Annotated in this window: 11 protein-coding genes and 1 tRNA gene; 2 read left to right on the top strand and 10 right to left on the bottom strand. The window is 69.8% G+C overall.

Annotation, left to right across the window (positions count from 1 at the left end):
- The first annotated feature begins 96 nt into the window (after positions 1-96).
- Positions 97-2022, top strand: a complete 1926-nt coding sequence (locus GSY65_RS18595; protein ID WP_159770037.1) for a serine/threonine-protein kinase — start codon at positions 97-99, stop codon at positions 2020-2022.
- Between the two features lie 63 nt (positions 2023-2085).
- On the opposite strand, the gene GSY65_RS18590 is transcribed toward GSY65_RS18595, so the two are convergent.
- Together GSY65_RS18590 and GSY65_RS18585 are read right to left on the bottom strand one after the other, a co-directional pair.
- Entirely contained in the window at positions 2086-3672 is a 1587-nt protein-coding gene (locus tag GSY65_RS18590; protein WP_236579871.1) for a hypothetical protein, read from the bottom strand.
- Positions 3673-3890: 218 nt separating this feature from the next.
- A complete protein-coding gene (locus GSY65_RS18585) occupies positions 3891-4019 on the bottom strand; it encodes a DLW-39 family protein (RefSeq protein WP_003999697.1) in 129 nt (42 codons plus the stop codon).
- 327 nt (positions 4020-4346) lie between these two features.
- On the opposite strand from GSY65_RS18585, the gene GSY65_RS18580 reads away from it, so the two are divergent.
- Positions 4347-4712, top strand: a complete 366-nt coding sequence (locus tag GSY65_RS18580; protein ID WP_159770034.1) for a DUF6344 domain-containing protein — start codon at positions 4347-4349, stop codon at positions 4710-4712.
- 310 nt (positions 4713-5022) lie between these two features.
- On the opposite strand, the gene GSY65_RS18575 is transcribed toward GSY65_RS18580, so the two are convergent.
- The 8 genes from GSY65_RS18575 to dnaN all read right to left on the bottom strand — a co-directional run bounded on the left by GSY65_RS18575 (position 5023) and on the right by dnaN (position 15173).
- Positions 5023-5096, bottom strand: a tRNA-Ile gene (locus GSY65_RS18575).
- Positions 5097-5250: 154 nt separating this feature from the next.
- On the bottom strand, positions 5251-6075 hold the full coding sequence (locus GSY65_RS18570; RefSeq protein WP_159770031.1) for a DUF3566 domain-containing protein: 825 nt from the start codon (positions 6073-6075) through the stop codon (positions 5251-5253).
- A gap of 18 nt (positions 6076-6093) precedes the next feature.
- Entirely contained in the window at positions 6094-8691 is a 2598-nt protein-coding gene (gyrA, locus tag GSY65_RS18565) for a DNA gyrase subunit A (protein ID WP_159770028.1), read from the bottom strand.
- A gap of 42 nt (positions 8692-8733) precedes the next feature.
- A complete protein-coding gene (gene gyrB, locus GSY65_RS18560; RefSeq protein ID WP_159770025.1) occupies positions 8734-10803 on the bottom strand; it encodes a DNA topoisomerase (ATP-hydrolyzing) subunit B in 2070 nt (689 codons plus the stop codon).
- A 386-nt stretch (positions 10804-11189) separates the two neighbouring features.
- The gene (locus GSY65_RS18555; RefSeq protein ID WP_201452586.1) at positions 11190-11723 is read right to left on the bottom strand and encodes a DUF721 domain-containing protein; all 534 of its coding nucleotides are present in this window, start codon (positions 11721-11723) and stop codon (positions 11190-11192) included.
- Positions 11720-12844, bottom strand: coding sequence for a DNA replication/repair protein RecF (recF, locus tag GSY65_RS18550; RefSeq protein ID WP_159770022.1), 1125 nt, complete (start codon positions 12842-12844; stop codon positions 11720-11722). Before recF ends, GSY65_RS18555 begins: the two co-directional genes overlap by 4 nt.
- Before the next feature lie 109 nt (positions 12845-12953).
- Positions 12954-13829 carry a phosphogluconate dehydrogenase (NAD(+)-dependent, decarboxylating) gene (gnd, locus tag GSY65_RS18545; RefSeq protein ID WP_159770019.1) on the bottom strand — a complete coding sequence of 292 codons (876 nt, stop codon included), beginning with the start codon at positions 13827-13829 and terminating at the stop codon, positions 12954-12956.
- A 213-nt stretch (positions 13830-14042) separates the two neighbouring features.
- Entirely contained in the window at positions 14043-15173 is a 1131-nt protein-coding gene (gene dnaN / locus GSY65_RS18540; RefSeq protein WP_055514473.1) for a DNA polymerase III subunit beta, read from the bottom strand.
- Between the last annotated feature and the right edge of the window lie 1237 nt (positions 15174-16410).

The raw sequence follows: 16410 nt of genomic DNA, 5'->3' as shown, positions 1-16410 counted from the left end.
GAGGCAGAAGCCGACGCCGCGGGGGGCGGCTCGGGAGCCGTGTCCTCCGCCGACGGGCAGCCAAGGGGGGAGCCGAAGGGGGAACGACGCACAGCCATGGGTGAGGTCTTCGCCGGCCGGTACGAACTGGTCGACCCGATCGGACGCGGGGGAGTCGGCGCGGTCTGGCGCACCTGGGACCACCGACGCCGCCGGTACGTGGCCGCCAAGGTCCTTCAGCAGCGCGACGCGCACGCTCTGCTCCGCTTCGTCCGCGAGCAGGCCGTGCGGATCGACCACCCTCATGTGCTCGCGCCCGCGAGCTGGGCCGCCGATGACGACAAGGTCCTGTTCACCATGGACCTGGTCGCCGGAGGTTCCCTGGTCAATCTCGTGAACGACTACGGCCCCCTTCCTCCTGTGTACGTCTGCCTCCTGCTCGACCAGTTGCTGTCCGGCCTCGCCGCCGTGCACGCGGAAGGCGTCATCCACCGCGACATCAAGCCCGCCAACGTGCTGCTGGAGGCCACCGGCACGGCACGGCCCCGCCTTCGCCTGTCCGACTTCGGCATCGCCATGCGCCTGGGCGAGCCCCGGCTCACCGAGACCAACTACGTGGTGGGCACGCCGGGTTACTTCGCCCCCGAACAGATGCTGGGCGCGGACCCCGACTTCCCCGCCGACCTCTTCGCGGTGGGCCTCGTCGCCCTGTACCTGCTGGAGGGCGCCAAGCCCGACTCCAAGGCACTCATCGAGCACTTCGCCGCCCATGGCACGCCGAAGGCTCCCAGGGGCATCCCGGAGCCCCTGTGGCAGGTCATCGCCACGCTGCTCCAGCCGGACCCCGATGCCCGCTTCCGTACGGCCACGGGTGCCCGCAAGGCCCTCGCCGCAGCCACCGAACTGCTCCCCGAGCCCGGCCCCGACGACGAGTTGGTGGAGGTGTTCGACCAACTCGGCCCTCTCCCCATGGGGTTCGGCCCGGAAGGACCCCTGCAGCGAGCGTCGGGGTTGGACCTGAGCAGGAAGAGCACGGGCGCCGCGTCCTCATCGAGGACCGGACGGGGGACGGACTCTTCTCGGGGCGACGCGAATGCCCCCGGTGCGGACAGCGCGCCGTCCAGCGTGGAGGTGACGCCTCCGCCTCCCCCCACGCCGCCTCCCTCCGCTCCGCCGCCTCCGGCACAGCTGCCTGAGGGCACACCGTCACGGGGCTCGTTCGCGCAGCCCGGCCCGGGCTCCGTACCTCTGGCTCCGCCCAACGGATCCGCCCCGCCTCAACCTGGCTACTCCGGTGCCGTGTTGCCGCCGCCGATGCCCACGTCAGCGCCGCCTCAGACCAACTCAGGCACGGGCCAAGGCCCAAGCACCGGCACCGCCTCCGGCACAGGCACAGGCACAGGCACAGGCACAGGCCAGTGGTATCAGGGTGCGGACACCCCCTCGGTGGAGCGCGCCGACCAAGCGGCCCCCGAGCCGCCCCCCGTCGCGGTACCGCCGCCGTCCGAGCCCATACCCTCGGGCACCGAGCCCGCCCCGCCGCGCCCCGAGCGCGACCCCGTACCACCCGGGCCGTCCACCATGTCGGACACCGGCAGCTTCCATCTGCCGCCGCCCCAGGTGCTGGCCATCCACGCCCCACCGCGCCACGCGGAGCCCCGGCGCGGGGAACCGCTGCACGCGGAGCCACGGCCCGCGGACCCGCAGCACCACGCCCCCGGCCACGCCCAGCACCACCTGAATCAGCAGGCCACTCCCACAGCCGGGACGCCTCTGCACACTCCCCCGCTGCACGAGCCGACGCATGTGCCCACCCCCCAGCCACAGCCGCCCCTGGCCCCCTCCCGGGTCCCGACTCCGGCGGTGCACCAGCCTGCGTACGCCGCTCCTGGTTCGTACGCCGCCCAGCCGCCGCAGGTCCCACGCCGGTCGAGGGCGAATGCGCGACGCCGTCCCGGGCCACCCGTGAAGGTGGTCGTCCCCGTCCTGCTGCTGGCCCTGGCCTGTTTCGCGGTGGGGTTCTGGGCACTGGGTCAGCTCTGAGCCTCGGCCAAGGCTCCGCCCGCGCCCTCAGCCCCTGCCATCCAGTCCCCTCGGCCTCTGGCCCTACCGCCCCCGGGACGGCCCGTGCCGCCCCCGCCGCGAGGCCCTGCCTCCGCCTGACGGTGCCGTGGGCCGATCCGCCGCGACCCGGCGGCGTGCCACGACCGTCCACAGGAGCAGCGTCAGCACCAGCAGGCTCCCCGTGCCGATCCCACCCGCGGCGACCACCGTCAGGGCGAGACGCCTGTCCCCGCTGATCGTGGAGCCGTCCGAGCCAGCGGCGCTCTCCTCGCCGCTGCCGGTGCCCCCCGCGTCCCCGGCCCCTCCCCGCGTGTCCCCGGTCTCCGTCCCCGCTCCGGTCCCCGTCTCCGCGGCCTCCCGGTCCTGGTCGGTGACCTCGAAGACGCCGCGCGGCTCGGCCTGCCCGAGGTACCCCGGTCCGGATCCGGCCCGACCGGACACCCGTACGCGCAGGGTCAGCCCGATCGGCTTCTCGCCGAAGCGGTCGGCCACCGCCGAGCCGAGGTGGACGGCCAGGTAGTACCAGCCGGCGAACCGCATTCCGCTGACCTCGTCGTCGAGGGAGTAGCGGTTGTCATACGCGACCGGGGGAAGCGGGTCGAGTGCGGCGGAGCGCTGGTCACCGCCGTAGCTGACGAGAGCGTCGTCCACGAGGGCCCGGGCCGGGTTGTACAGCGACATGACCAGCGCGTTGCCGACATATCCTTCGCCGCTGGTCGTGCTGCCCAGTTCGACCGTGGCGGAGAGCTGCTGCCCCCAGCCGACGGGGACCTTGTAGTAGCGGGTCTCACCGGCCGTGATCCCGGTCCGGTCCTGCCAGATCCCCTGGGCGAGAGGGCCGGCCGAGGCGAAGCCGCTCCCTCCGCGTCGGCGCTCGGGATCTCCTCGCAGGGGTTCGGGGGACGCCGAGTTCCAGATCTCGGGTGCGGCCGTCGAGCCCCCCTTCTTCACGGCGGGTTCCCACGCGTAGCCCAGTTCGAGCCCCCACTCCAGCCCGGAGCCGCGCCCGCCGGACACCGACGATCCACCCGACGACGCACCGGACGGCTCACCCGACGACCCGCCTGATGACAGACCCGACGAGGCCCCGTTCGAGCTCGGACCGACGCGTTCGACGACGAGGTAGTACGCCCCGGCCGCCTGGCACATGTACTCGTCGGCGCCGATCTCACGCGAGGCCCAGGCGGTGACGGGGTGGGCGCTGCGCGTGGGGCCGAAGCGGGCGTTCCCGTACGAGCAGCGGTGAGCGTCGACGTCCTCGATGGAGACCCTCAGCCCGTCGGAGGAGGCGACGCTCGCCCCTGGCGCGGGGACGGCGGTGCCCGAGACGTAGGCGTTGGCGCCGGCGTCGAGGTCGAGGCGGTAGTAGAGCTTCTCTCCGGGGCCGATGGCACTCCGGTACGTCCTGCCCGGCGACAGCCGTACCGCCTGCGAGGTACCCGTCGAGCCGTCGACCGCCGTGGCGTTCTCGGCGTAGGAGTACGGCGCCGGCCCGTCCGCCGCCAGGGCGGGACCGGGCTGTGCCGTGGTCATGGTCAGGGCCGCTCCCACGGCTGCCGCAGTGTGCCACCGGACCGTGCGCCGCCCCATCACGCGCCACCCCTCGTCGTAGCCCCCGAACGCGCCCATCCTGCCGTTCCCTCCCCGCAGATGCGCGCCTTCTCAGGGACGGGGGGCCGAAATCGTGCTCTTGACAGGGCACCTCTTTGCCACTGAAAGCGTGACATTCGCGACAGTGAAGAATCGAGGCCCTCGCGCCCCGCGCGATCCCGGAACGACGAGTCCCGGAGACACAGAACCCCGGCCGCGAGTACGGCCGGGGTCTGCTCTGAGACTGATGTCGATGTTCACGAACCCGTGGGCACGGAGTCAGTCGCCTCCGTCCACAGATCCTGCTCGGCGCGATCCGCCTGGATCTGGCGGTACACGAGGAGCCCGCCGATGGCGGCCAGTGCGACCAGGAGAAGCTTCTTCACCGCGCGACCTCGTCTTTCCTTGACGTAGGGGACCTCTGGCGCCCGACTATACACACCGACCGATATCGATCGGTGACCTGCGTCGGCCCCTCAACTCCCGGCCGGAAGAACCCAGTAGGAGCGTATGCAGTCGTTCCTATCGCAGGCTCATCGGACCGCTTTTTCGAGCGACTTCGCAGCTCCGGGGAACTGCCGCGACCTCTTGCGTCCGTCCGAGTGGTGTTGATCTGAAGATCGACGCGCCACGGGCGTCGGTCCCCCACTTCACGGTCCGCATACACATCATGAGGAAAGTACGCAAATCGCCCAACCCGAAAGTGAGGGGCCATGGCCCAGAACAAGGTCATGAAGCTGTGGACCACCGTCGTCACCGCCTTCCTCGCGCTGTGCACGGCGCTCGGACTCATCACGACCACGGCTGCCGCCGCGGTACCGCAGACCGAGACCGCCCGCAACTGCGCGGCCCGCACGACGACCGCGGACCTGCCCCTCCCCTCCCGCCCCCGCGACAAGGCTCTGCCACCGACGATGAAGCAGCGCATCCGCGCGGAGGCACACGGTTCCTCGCCCTCCTGCCGCCACCTCACGGCCCCCGACAGCCCTCTGGACGCGGCGTCGGCCCTCACCGTCCCGCCGGCCGCCCCTGAAGTCCCTCCGACGCCGGCCGAGCCCCTCACCCGCCTCCAGCGCTGATCCACGCGCCGCGGACACCGCGACCGTCCACGACCGCGAAGCCCGCGACCCGCCACGTCCACCCGTACACCACGGCGATCCTGCGTACGACGCCCCCGGACCAAGACGAGACCCCCGGTTACCGGCCGGGGGTCTCCGCCGTTCAGACCGATGAGCCGTTGTCCGGCCGGACCCGCGCCGGAGGAGCCGTAGGCGATTGCGGCGGCCGCACGCCACAGTCGGTGAGCTGGGGTGCGGCGCACCCGGCGCTGAAATCGGCCGGAAACGCCAAAGACCCCCAGCCGTTTCCGACTGGAGGTCTCTTCGCGTGTGGGGCTAACAGGATTTGAACCTGTGGCCTCATCCTTATCAGGGATGCGCTCTAACCAACTGAGCTATAGCCCCGCCGCGCTTTGCGGAGTGTGTCCCGCGCGCTGACTCCTGAAGATTAGCGCACGACGTGGGCAGTCCCAAAATCGATACCCGGGGAGGGCCCTGGGAGGGCCCGCGAAGCGTTGGGACACCTCGCAGAGCGTTCCGTTCCAGGGCGCCGTCGCCTCTACTCGTCCTCGGCCAGCGTCAGCTCGATGCCGCCGACGAAGCCCGCGGAGAGGTTGTAGATGAACGCGCCGAGCGTCGCGAGGGCGGTGGCGAGGACGACGTCGATGACCGCGATGATCGCCGTGAAGACCAGCACGTTGGGCAGCGACAGGAACGACTGCAGGTCGAAACCGTTGGACTCGTTCGAGCCGGTGGCCTCGGAGATGGTCGCGCCGACCGTGGAGAAGACGCCCATCGCGTTCATGACCATCCACAGCACCGCGGCCGCGACGATCGTGCAGATGCCGAGGGCGATGGAGAGCAGGAAGCTCACCTTCATCACCGACCACGGGTCGGCCTTGGCCACCCGGAGCCGCGCCTTGCGCGTACGCGGCACCGTGCCGGCACCCGTACGCGGCTTGCGCGAGGCGCTCTCGCCCGGCGCTGCCTGGTAGGCCTGCGGGGGGTGGTACGGCCCCGTCTGCTGCTGCGGGCCGCGTTCGCCGGGCAGCGCCGAGCCCACGGCCTGTGCCGACGGCTGGGCGTACGCCTGCGGCTGCGTCGGCGCCTGGCGCCCGCCCGGCGCCGTGGGCGGGGTCCCCGGCGCGGGCGACTTCGCCTGCGCCCCCCTGGTGTCCGTCACGCTTCCCCCCTGCGGTCCCTGCTTGTCGGACGAGGGTGAGGGCGAGGCCGAATCGGTCGGGTCCGGCTTGATCGCCTTCAGTTGTGTCGTGTGCGTGTCCATCGCACGCGCGGCGGAGCCACGGCCGCCGCCGTCCGTTTCCGCACCGGTCGAAGTGCCGGACGAACTACCGGACGATCCGGCGCCCGTGGCTCCGCTCACGCTGACTCACTCCTCGTGCTACTCGGCCGAGGGCGCCTCACCCTCGTCCGTGCCGATCGTCGCGACGCCCTCGGGGGTCTCGTCGACGGCGTCCTCGCCGTCGACCTCCTCCGCCTCACGTCCCGCCTCGGCGTTACGGGCGATGCCGACCACGGCATCGCGCTTGCCCAGGTTGATCAGTTGGACGCCCATGGTGTCACGGCCGGTTTCCCTGATCTCATTCACCCGCGTACGAATCACACCGCCCGACAGCGTGATGGCGAGGATCTCGTCGGTCTCCTCGACCACCAGCGCGCCGACGAGCGAACCGCGGTCCTCCACGATCTTCGCGGCCTTGATGCCGAGGCCGCCGCGACCCTGGACGCGGTACTCGTCGACGGCGGTCCGCTTCGCGTACCCGCCGTCTGTGGCAGTGAACACGAACGTACCGGGTCGAACAACATTCATCGAGAGCAGTTCGTCTCCCTCACGGAAACTCATGCCCTTGACACCCGAGGTCGCACGGCCCATGGGCCGCAGCGCGTCGTCGGTCGCCGTGAAGCGGATCGACTGTGCCTTCTTGCTGATCAGAAGGATGTCATCCTCTGCCGACACGAGTTCGGCGCCGATCAGTTCGTCATCGGAACCGTCCTCCTTCTCACGGAGGTTGATCGCGATGACGCCGCCGGAACGGGGCGAATCGTAATCCTTCAGAGGCGTCTTCTTCACAAGACCGCCCTTGGTCGCGAGGACCAGGTACGGCGCTGCCTCGTAGTCGCGGATCGCGAGGATCTCCGCGATCGCCTCGTCCGGCTGGAATGCCAGCAGGTTGGCGACGTGCTGTCCACGCGCGTCACGTCCGGCGTCCGGCAGCTCGTAGGCCTTGGCCCGGTAGACACGGCCCTTGTTGGTGAAGAACAGCAGCCAGTGGTGGGTCGTGGACACGAAGAAGTGGTCGACGATGTCGTCTTCCTTGAGCTTCGCGCCGCGCACGCCCTTGCCGCCGCGCTTCTGCGCCCGGTAGTCGTCGGTCTTGGTGCGCTTGACATAGCCGCCGCGGGTGACCGTGACGACGATGTCCTCCTCGGCGATGAGGTCCTCGATGGACATGTCGCCGTCGTAGGGGACCAGCATCGTCTTGCGGTCGTCGCCGTACTTCTCGACGATCGCGGCGAGTTCGGCGCTGACGATCCCGCGCTGGCGGACCGGCGAGGCGAGGATCTCGTTGTACTCGTTGATCTTCGCCTGGAGTTCGGCGTGCTCCTGGAGGATCTTCTGGCGTTCCAGGGCGGCCAGCCGGCGCAGCTGCATCTCGAGGATGGCGTTGGCCTGGATCTCGTCGATCTCCAGGAGCTCCATCAGGCCGGTGCGCGCGATGTCGACGGTGTCGCTGCGCCGGATCAGCGCGATGACCTCGTCGATGGCGTCCAGGGCCTTCAGCAGACCGCGCAGGATGTGCGCGCGCTCCTCGGCCTTGCGCAGCCGGAAGCGCGTACGGCGGACGATGACCTCGATCTGGTGCGTCACCCAGTGGCGGATGAACGCGTCCAGGGAGAGCGTGCGGGGCACTCCGTCGACGAGCGCCAGCATGTTGGCGCCGAAGTTCGTCTGCAGGTCGGTGTGCTTGTACAGATTGTTCAGCACGACCTTGGCGACCGCGTCCCGCTTCAGCACGATGACCAGGCGCTGGCCCGTGCGGGAGGACGTCTCGTCGCGGACGTCGGCGATGCCGCCGATCTTGCCGTCCTTGACGAGGTCGGCGATCTTCTGCGCGAGGTTGTCCGGGTTGACCTGGTACGGCAGTTCCGTGACCACCAGGCACTGGCGGTTCTGGATCTCCTCGACCTCGACGACCGCGCGCATCGTGATGGAGCCGCGGCCCGTGCGGTACGCCTCCTCGATGCCCTTGCGGCCGACGACGAGGGCGCCCGTCGGGAAGTCGGGGCCCTTGATGCGCTCGATCAGCGCGTCCAGGAGCTCCTCATGGGAGACCTCGGGGTTCTCCAGGTACCACTGGGCGCCGGCCGCGACCTCGCGGAGGTTGTGCGGCGGGATGTTCGTGGCCATGCCGACCGCGATACCGGCCGAGCCGTTGATCAGCAGGTTCGGGAAGCGGGCCGGCAGGACGGTCGGCTCCTGGGAGCGGCCGTCGTAGTTGTCCGTGAAGTCGACGGTCTCCTCGTCGATGTCGCGGACCATCTCCATCGACAGCGGCGCCATCTTGCACTCGGTGTAGCGCATGGCCGCCGCCGGGTCGTTGCCCGGGGAGCCGAAGTTGCCGTTGGAGTCCACCAGCGGCATGCGCATCGACCACGGCTGCGCGAGGCGGACCAGCGCGTCGTAGATCGAGGAGTCGCCGTGGGGGTGGTAGTTGCCCATGACGTCGCCGACGACGCGGGCGCACTTGTAGAAGCCCTTCTCGGGCCGGTAGCCGCCGTCGTACATGGCGTACAGGACACGGCGGTGGACGGGCTTGAGACCGTCGCGGACGTCGGGCAGCGCGCGGGACACGATGACGGACATCGCGTAGTCCAGGTACGAGCGCTGCATCTCCGTCTCGAGCCCGACGGGCTCGATGCGCAGGGTGGTCTCGCCTTCGTTGGGGTCAGGCGTGACGGGGGTGATCTCGTCGGCCATTGCTGGTGGGGATCCTTCCTGGTGCGGTCAGCTGAGACCGACTCAGATGTCGAGGAAGCGGACGTCCTTGGCGTTGCGCTGGATGAACTGGCGCCGGGCCTCGACGTCCTCGCCCATGAGCACCGAGAACAGCTCGTCGGCCTGGGCGGCGTCGTCGAGCGTGACCTGGCCGAGGACACGGTGGTCCTGGTCCATGGTCGTGATGCGCAGCTCCTCGGCGTTCATCTCGCCGAGACCCTTGAAGCGCTGGATCGAGTCTTCCTTGATGCGCTTGCCGTTCTGCCGGCCGAGCTCGATCAGGGCGTCGCGCTCACGGTCCGAGTAGGCGTACTCGAAGTCGTCCCGGCCCCACTTGATCTTGTAGAGCGGCGGACGCGACAGGAAGACGTGTCCGGCCTCGACCAGCGGGCGCATGAAGCGGAACAGGAAGGTCAGCAGCAGGGTGTTGATGTGCTGGCCGTCGACGTCGGCGTCCGCCATCAGGATGATCTTGTGATAACGGAGCTTCTCGATGTCGAAGTCCTCGTGGACACCGGTACCGAAGGCGGAGATCAGCGCCTGGATCTCCTGGTTCTGCAGGATCTTGTCGATCCGCGCCTTCTCGACGTTGAGGATCTTGCCGCGGATCGGGAGGATCGCCTGGTACTGCGGGTTGCGGCCGGACTTGGCCGAGCCGCCGGCGGAGTCGCCCTCGACGATGAAGATCTCGCACTTGGTGGGGTCGTTCGACTGGCAGTCGCTCAGCTTGCCCGGCAGGGACGCCGTCTCCAGCAGGCCCTTGCGACGGGTGAGGTCACGGGCCTTGCGGGCCGCCACGCGCGCGGTGGCCGCCTGGATCGACTTGCGGATGATGTCCGCGGCCTCGTTCGGGTTGCGGTCCAGCCAGTCGGTGAGGTGCTCGTGCACGACCTTCTGCACGAAGGTCTTCGCCTCCGTGTTGCCCAGCTTGGTCTTGGTCTGGCCCTCGAACTGCGGCTCGCTCAGCTTGATCGAGATGATCGCCGTCAGACCCTCGCGGATGTCGTCGCCCGTGAGGTTGTCGTCCTTCTCCCGCAGCAGCTTCTTGTCGCGCGCGTAGCGGTTGATCAGACCGGTGAGCGCCGCGCGGAAGCCCTCCTCGTGGGTGCCGCCCTCGTGCGTGTGGATGATGTTGGCGAAGGAGTACACACCCTCGCTGTAACCGCTGTTCCACTGCATCGCGATCTCGACGGAGAGGTGCTTCTCCTTGTCCTCCGCCTCGAAGTCGATGACGGAGGGGTGCACCACGTCCCCCTTGCGGGAGTTGAGGTGCTTCACGAAGTCGACGATGCCGCCCTCGTAGTGGTACGTGACCGTCTTGACCTCGTGCTTCTCGTCCTCGCCGGCCTCGTCCGCTCCCGCGGTGGCTTTCGCGGACTCGCGCTCGTCAGTGAGTTTGATCGTCAAACCCTTGTTGAGGAACGCCATCTCCTGGAAGCGCCGCGAGAGCGTCTCGAAGGAGTAGTCGGTGGTCTCGAAGATGTCCGGGTCGGCCCAGAAGGTCACCGAGGTGCCGTGCTCCTCCGTGGCCTCGTGCTTGGCCAGCGGGGCGGTCGGGACGCCGAGCTTGTAGTCCTGGGTCCAGCGGTGGCCGTCGGTCTTGACCTCGACGGCGACCTTGGTCGACAGGGCGTTCACGACGGAGACACCCACGCCGTGCAGACCGCCGGAGACCGCGTAGCCGCCGCCGCCGAACTTGCCGCCCGCGTGCAGGACGGTCAGCACGACCTCGACGGCCGGCTTGCCCTCCGACGGGACGATGCCCACGGGGATGCCTCGGCCGTTGTCCACGACGCGCACGCCGCCGTCGGGCAGGATCGTCACGTCGATCGTGTCGGCGTGTCCGGCCAGGGCCTCGTCGACGGAGTTGTCGACGACCTCCTGCACCAGGTGGTGCAGGCCACGCTCACCGGTCGAGCCGATGTACATGCCGGGCCGCTTGCGGACCGCGTCCAGCCCTTCGAGGACGGTGATGGCGCTGGCGTCGTACGCCGAGGATGAGGCCTCGGCCGTTCCGGCCAGGGCCTCGGTGGACGGGATGTTCTCGTTGGGGTTGCCGGAATCGGCCACGAAGCGCCCTTTCTGGCACAGCACAAGCCAGACTCCCGGCGGGTGTGCCGGAGCGGCTGCGGCATGTTGCGGTGGAAGCCTTTGTCAGCGTTGCACAGTGTTTCCGAAGCGGTCCCCACGAATGGGGCGGGTTTCGCTTCCAGTCTACCGGTAGCGCCGACAGTGATGGGGGTTTGCCGGTACCTGAGTCCGCATGTGCCGCCCTCAACCGGTCTCTCCCGACTCCCCATATGTGGAGCGGGGCTCCAAGAGGCTCACGGAGGCACTCAGCGCTTCCAGGTGTCAACCCTTTGCTACCCCCGGGTCAGGTAGGAGTTCGCATGCGCACGCGGCTGTGCGCGGGGGATCACAGGGGGGGGTACGCCCGGGCGTCCGGCGACTCCCGGGCGGGCGTCGAAATGTGACTACGGTCACCCGTAGGTATCGCCAGGACCGGTGCTTCCCGGGGCCCGCAGCGGGCCGTAGCGGTGGGCGGAACCACCGGGTCCGTGGACCTTGAGCAGCCGTACGGTGCCGTGGCCGAGGTCCTCGTTGAGCCGGGCGACGAGCTGGGGGGCGAGCAGACGCAGGTTCGTCGCCCAGGCCGTCGAGTCGCACCGCACGTGCAGGACCCGCTCGTCCTCGTCGTACCGCTCGGGAACGCAGCGCCGGGCCAGGTCCTCGCCGACGATCTGCGGCCAGCGGCCCATCACCCCGCCGACGGCGGCCGGCGTCTCCCAGCCCCGCTCGATGATCAGCCGGTTGATGGCCGAGCCGAGGGCCAGGGGGTCCCGGCCGTCCCGGCGGGCGCCGGAGCGCAGACCGCCACCGCGCCGCGCCTGGCTCTTCTGCTGCGCCGCGTCCCCACGCGCGCGTGCGGCCTCCTTGGCGGCGCGCAGCGCCACGCGCGCGAGGTCCACGCCGGATGGCTCGGGAGTCCTCGGGCTCCCCTCGGATCCGCTCATACGCGCTCCACCGTCCCGCCGGACACGGCGAACCGCGTCCCCGTCAGCACGCCCGGCACGTCGTCGTCGACCGCGGCGGTCACCAGGACCTGCTCGCCCGGGGCGACCAGCTCGGCCAGTCGCTCCCGTCGGCGCGCGTCCAGCTCTGCGAAGACGTCGTCGAGGATCAGCACCGGTTCGTTGCCCTCGGCTCGCAGCAGGTCGTAGGAGGCGAGACGCAGCGCCAGGGCGTACGACCAGGACTCCCCGTGGGAGGCGTATCCCTTGGCGGGCAGCTGACCGAGCTTGAGGACGAGATCGTCCCGATGAGGGCCGACGAGGGTGACGCCGCGCTCGATCTCCTGCTTCCGGGACTCGGCGAGGGCGGTCGTCAGTTGCTCGTACAGCTCCTCGCGTGCGTGGCCGACGATCCCCGGGGAGGAGGGCTTGTACTCCAGGCCGAGCGGACCGCCACCGGGGGCGAGCTGCTCGTACGCCTTGTCGGCCAGCGGCTGGATCGCGGCGACCAGGTCCTGTCGCTGGGCGAGCAGTTCGGCGCCCACGCGCGCGAGGTGCTGGTCCCAGACGTCGAGCGTGGACAGGTCCATGCTGCGGCCGCCGTGGCGGCGGGCCAGGGCGGCCGTCTTCAGGAGGGTGTTGCGCTGCTTGAGGACCCGCTCGTAGTCGGAGCGCACACCCGCCATGCGCGGTGCCCGTGCGGTGATCAGTTCGTCGAGGAAGCGCCGCCGCTCACCGGGGTCGCCCTTCACCAGGGCGAGGTCCTCCGGCGCGAACAGCACGGTCCGGACGATACCGAGCACGTCGCGCGGCCTGACCTGCGACGACCTGTTGATACGGGCGCGGTTGGCCTTGCCGGGGTTCAGTTCCAGCTCGACCAGCTGCTGCCGCTCGCCCTGGCGCACCTGCGCCCGGACGACCGCCCGGTCGGCGCCCATGCGGACCAGGGGCGCGTCGGAGGAGACACGGTGGCTGCCGAGGGTCGCCAGGTAGCCGACGGCCTCGACCAGGTTCGTCTTGCCCTGTCCGTTGGGGCCGACGAACGCGGTGACGCCCGGGTCGAGCGGGACCTCGACCCGGGCGTACGAGCGGAAGTCGGCCAGCGACAGATGCGTGACGTGCATGGTCGGGTGCCGACCTCCCCCGGGGGTTGTGGACCGCGGTGCGGTCCTGTGGATGGCTTCTCGTCGACCGTAGTGGTGCTCGTGCCCTCTGCGGCCCGTGGGACGCGGGTTACTTCTTCTCGACCGCGTGGCCGCCGAACTGGTTCCGCAGCGCCGCGACCATCTTCATCTGCGGGGAGTCCTCCTGACGCGACGCGAACCGCGCGAAGAGCGAGGCCGTGATCGCGGGCAGCGGCACGGCGTGGTCGATGGCGGCCTCCACGGTCCAGCGGCCCTCGCCCGAGTCCTGCGCGTACCCGCGGAGCCCGTCCAGGTGCTCGTCCTCGTCCAGGGCGTTCACCGCCAGGTCGAGCAGCCAGGAGCGGATGACCGTGCCCTCCTGCCAGGAACGGAAGACCTCACGGACGTCCGTGACGGAGTCGACCTTCTCCAGCAGCTCCCAGCCCTCGGCGTACGCCTGCATCATCGCGTACTCGATGCCGTTGTGGACCATCTTCGCGAAGTGCCCGGCGCCGACCTTGCCGGCGTGGACCGCGCCGGAGTCGCCCTCGGGCTTCAGCGCGTCGAAGACCGGCTGGACCTTGGCGACGTTCTCCGCGTCACCGCCGTACATCAGCGCGTAGCCGTTCTCCAGGCCCCAGACTCCGCCGGAGACACCGCAGTCGACGAAGCCTATGCCCTTGGCCGCCAGTTCCTCGGCGTGCTTCTCGTCGTCCGTCCAGCGGGAGTTGCCGCCGTCCACGACGACGTCGCCGGGCTCCAGCAGTTCGGCCAGCTCGTCGATGGTCGACTGGGTGGCCGCCCCGGCCGGGACCATCACCCACACGACGCGAGGGCCCTCGAGCTTGCCCACAAGCTCTTCGAGGCTGTGGACATCGGCGAGATCCGGGTTCCGGTCGTATCCGATGACGGTGTGGCCCGCGCGGCGGATCCGCTCGCGCATGTTGCCGCCCATCTTGCCGAGGCCGACGAGACCGAGCTCCATCAGTTGTTCCTTAGGTTGCGACGTGGCATGAGGGCACTGCGTACCCGTGTACGAGCCTAAACCCGGACGCTCACGCACACCTGTGGGCATACCCGCTCATACGTACGCCCCGACCTGCGCTTACGCACCGAGGGCCCGATGATCCACCGGGCCCTCCAGCGCTGTGGACGACCTCCGGCCACCCGACGGCGGCGACGGGGGTCGCTCGCCGGGTCAGCCGCTGAGCCGCACCGGCATGATCAGGTACTTGTAGGCCTCGTCCGCCTCCGCGTCCACCGCCGGCTTGCCGCTGAGCAGCGCGGGCTTCGTGGATGTCGTGAAGGACAGCTGGGCGACCGGGGAGTCGATGGCGCTCAGGCCGTCCAGCAGGAACGTCGGGTTGAAGGCGATCGAGATGTCGTCGCCCTCGAGCTGGGCGTCGACCCTTTCCACAGCCTGTGCGTCGTCGCTGGAGCCGGCTTCCAGGGTCAGCACGCCCTGCTCGAAGCTGAGCCGTACCGGGGTGTTGCGCTCGGCGACCAGGGCCACGCGCTTGACGGCCTCCACGAAGGGGGCGGTCTCGATCACGGCCACGCTGTTGAACTCGGTCGGGAACAGCGTGCGGTACTTCGGCAGGTCGCCCTCGAGGAGACGGGTGGTCGTCCGGCGCCCGGCGCCCTCGAAACCGATCAGGCCCTCGCCGGAGCCCGAGCCGGAGAGCGCCAGAATGACGCTGTCGCCGCTCGTGAGCGCCTTGGCGGTGTCGAGGAGCGTCTTGGCGGGCACCAGGGCGACCGCGGAGGCGTCCGGGTTCTCCGGCTTCCACAGGAACTCGCGGACCGCGAAGCGGTAGCGGTCGGTGGAGGCCAGGGTGACCGTGTCGCCCTCGATCTCGATGCGCACACCCGTGAGGACGGGCAGCGTGTCGTCACGCCCTGCGGCGATGGCCACCTGTGCGGCGGCGGAGGCGAAGACCTCGCCGGGGACGGTGCCCGTGGCGTTCGGCATCTGGGGCAGGGACGGGTACTCCTCCACAGGCAGTGTGTGGAGGGTGAACCGCGAGGAGCCGCAGACCACCGTGGCCCGCACACCGTCTGTGGAGATCTCCACCGGGCGGTTGGGAAGGGCGCGGCAGATGTCGGCGAGGAGACGGCCCGAGACGAGGACGGTGCCCTCCTCCTCGACCTCAGCCTCCACGGACACCCGCGCGGAGACCTCGTAGTCGAAGCTCGACAGGCTCAGCTGGCCTTCCTCGGCCTTCAGAAGGAGGCCGGCGAGGACAGGCGCCGGCGGACGGGCCGGGAGGCTGCGCGCCGCCCAGGCCACGGCCTCCGCGAGTACGTCGCGTTCCACCCGGATCTTCACTGTTGCCGCCTCCTGCTGTTGCCGGCGCTTCTCGCCCTGCCTGGCTTCGTCGTCTGTCGCGGTGTCGCTGGCTCCTGTGAAGGGAAGGACACCGGGGAACAGTCTGACGCACGCCACTGACACTCGGAGCCTTCCGGGGTCAAGTCGTGCAGAGGCGCGGTCGGGCAGCCCAGGGCGAGTTGTGCACAGGGCCCCCTTCGAAACGAATTCCCAGCTCTCTCTAGTTGGGAGTAGTAGTAGGGCCTGTGGAAACCGTGGATAACCGCGTTTGCGCAGCTCAGGCGGGAGATTTTGTCCACTGGTCCTGTGGGTGGAGGCGGTGGACAACCTCGCTCTTCTGTGGAGAACAGAAAGTTCTGCACACACCGTGCACAGCCGGACGGCACTTCTCCCCAACCGCGTCCCCAGGTTTACCCACCTTTCCCACAGCCCAACCAGGCAACGTCATGTGACGCCTTTCACTCGACGCGGTGAGACGGCCGGTTTCCTTGCCGAACAGTGGACAGGCATGTGGAGAAGCCTGGGATCGCTGGGGACAACAGGCCACAGGCTGTGGGTTGCCGGTGGACAACTCTGTCCACAGTCTGTGGATCCTTGTGTCGTCCACAGCCTGTGGAGATCGTTCGTCCACCAATCCACAGGCTGTTGACCTGGCCTGATGATCCCTTGCCGGGCCGCCCTGTGGACATGATCTGCATAACTTCCCGGTCCCCAGGGTGTGGACGGGAAAAAGTCCCTGAATCTGTGGAGGACGGCCGTAACGCGGCAGGTATTCGAACACCGGCTGACGACTCGATGACGCGGGACGCCCACGGCGGAGGCCCCGCGGATGCTCGGGGAAGGGGCGAGGAGGTGCTGGAGAGGGGCCCGGGGCGGGGCCGGGGGTCGCGTCCCGCGAGGTGGTGTAAGCGATCATGCGCTTCGCCCTCCGGTACCTGGCTCGCGCTGATCTCCCCGTTGGCCCGGCACGCGAAGTGGCCCGATCAGGCGCCGGGAGTGCCCCAGCCGGTCGAAGTACCCGGCGTGACCTGCGAGTTCCGGTCCGTTGATCGGCTACACCACCCGGCGGGACGCCATCGGGCCGGGAGGGGCACCGGCCAGGGCTGAGGAAGGGCGCCGGGGTTCCCCGCGGAAGCCTCCTGGGATCCCCGCGGACAGGCTCCTGGGACCGCCGAGAACGGCCTCGGGAACGCCGAAGGCGCCCTCGGGAACTCGTCCCGGGGCGCCCTCGGCGGTG

This window comes from Streptomyces sp. HM190, assembly GCF_009857135.1.
GTDB classification, from domain to species: Bacteria; Actinomycetota; Actinomycetes; order Streptomycetales; family Streptomycetaceae; genus Streptomyces; species Streptomyces heilongjiangensis.
Note: the sequence above shows the minus strand (reverse complement) of the source record. Positions and strands in the feature narration are given on the sequence as shown.

Excerpts from the sequence above, each read along its gene's own strand:
- GSY65_RS18595 (WP_159770037.1), top strand. The coding sequence starts at position 97 with ATGGGTGAGGTCTTCGCCGGCCGGTACGAACTGGTCGACCCGATCGGA.
- GSY65_RS18590 (WP_236579871.1), bottom strand. The coding sequence starts at position 3,672 with ATGGGCGCGTTCGGGGGCTACGACGAGGGGTGGCGCGTGATGGGGCGG.
- GSY65_RS18580 (WP_159770034.1), top strand. The coding sequence starts at position 4,347 with ATGGCCCAGAACAAGGTCATGAAGCTGTGGACCACCGTCGTCACCGCC.
- gyrA (WP_159770028.1), bottom strand. The coding sequence starts at position 8,691 with ATGGCCGACGAGATCACCCCCGTCACGCCTGACCCCAACGAAGGCGAG.
- GSY65_RS18555 (WP_201452586.1), bottom strand. The coding sequence starts at position 11,723 with ATGAGCGGATCCGAGGGGAGCCCGAGGACTCCCGAGCCATCCGGCGTG.
- recF (WP_159770022.1), bottom strand. The coding sequence starts at position 12,844 with ATGCACGTCACGCATCTGTCGCTGGCCGACTTCCGCTCGTACGCCCGG.
- gnd (WP_159770019.1), bottom strand. The coding sequence starts at position 13,829 with ATGGAGCTCGGTCTCGTCGGCCTCGGCAAGATGGGCGGCAACATGCGC.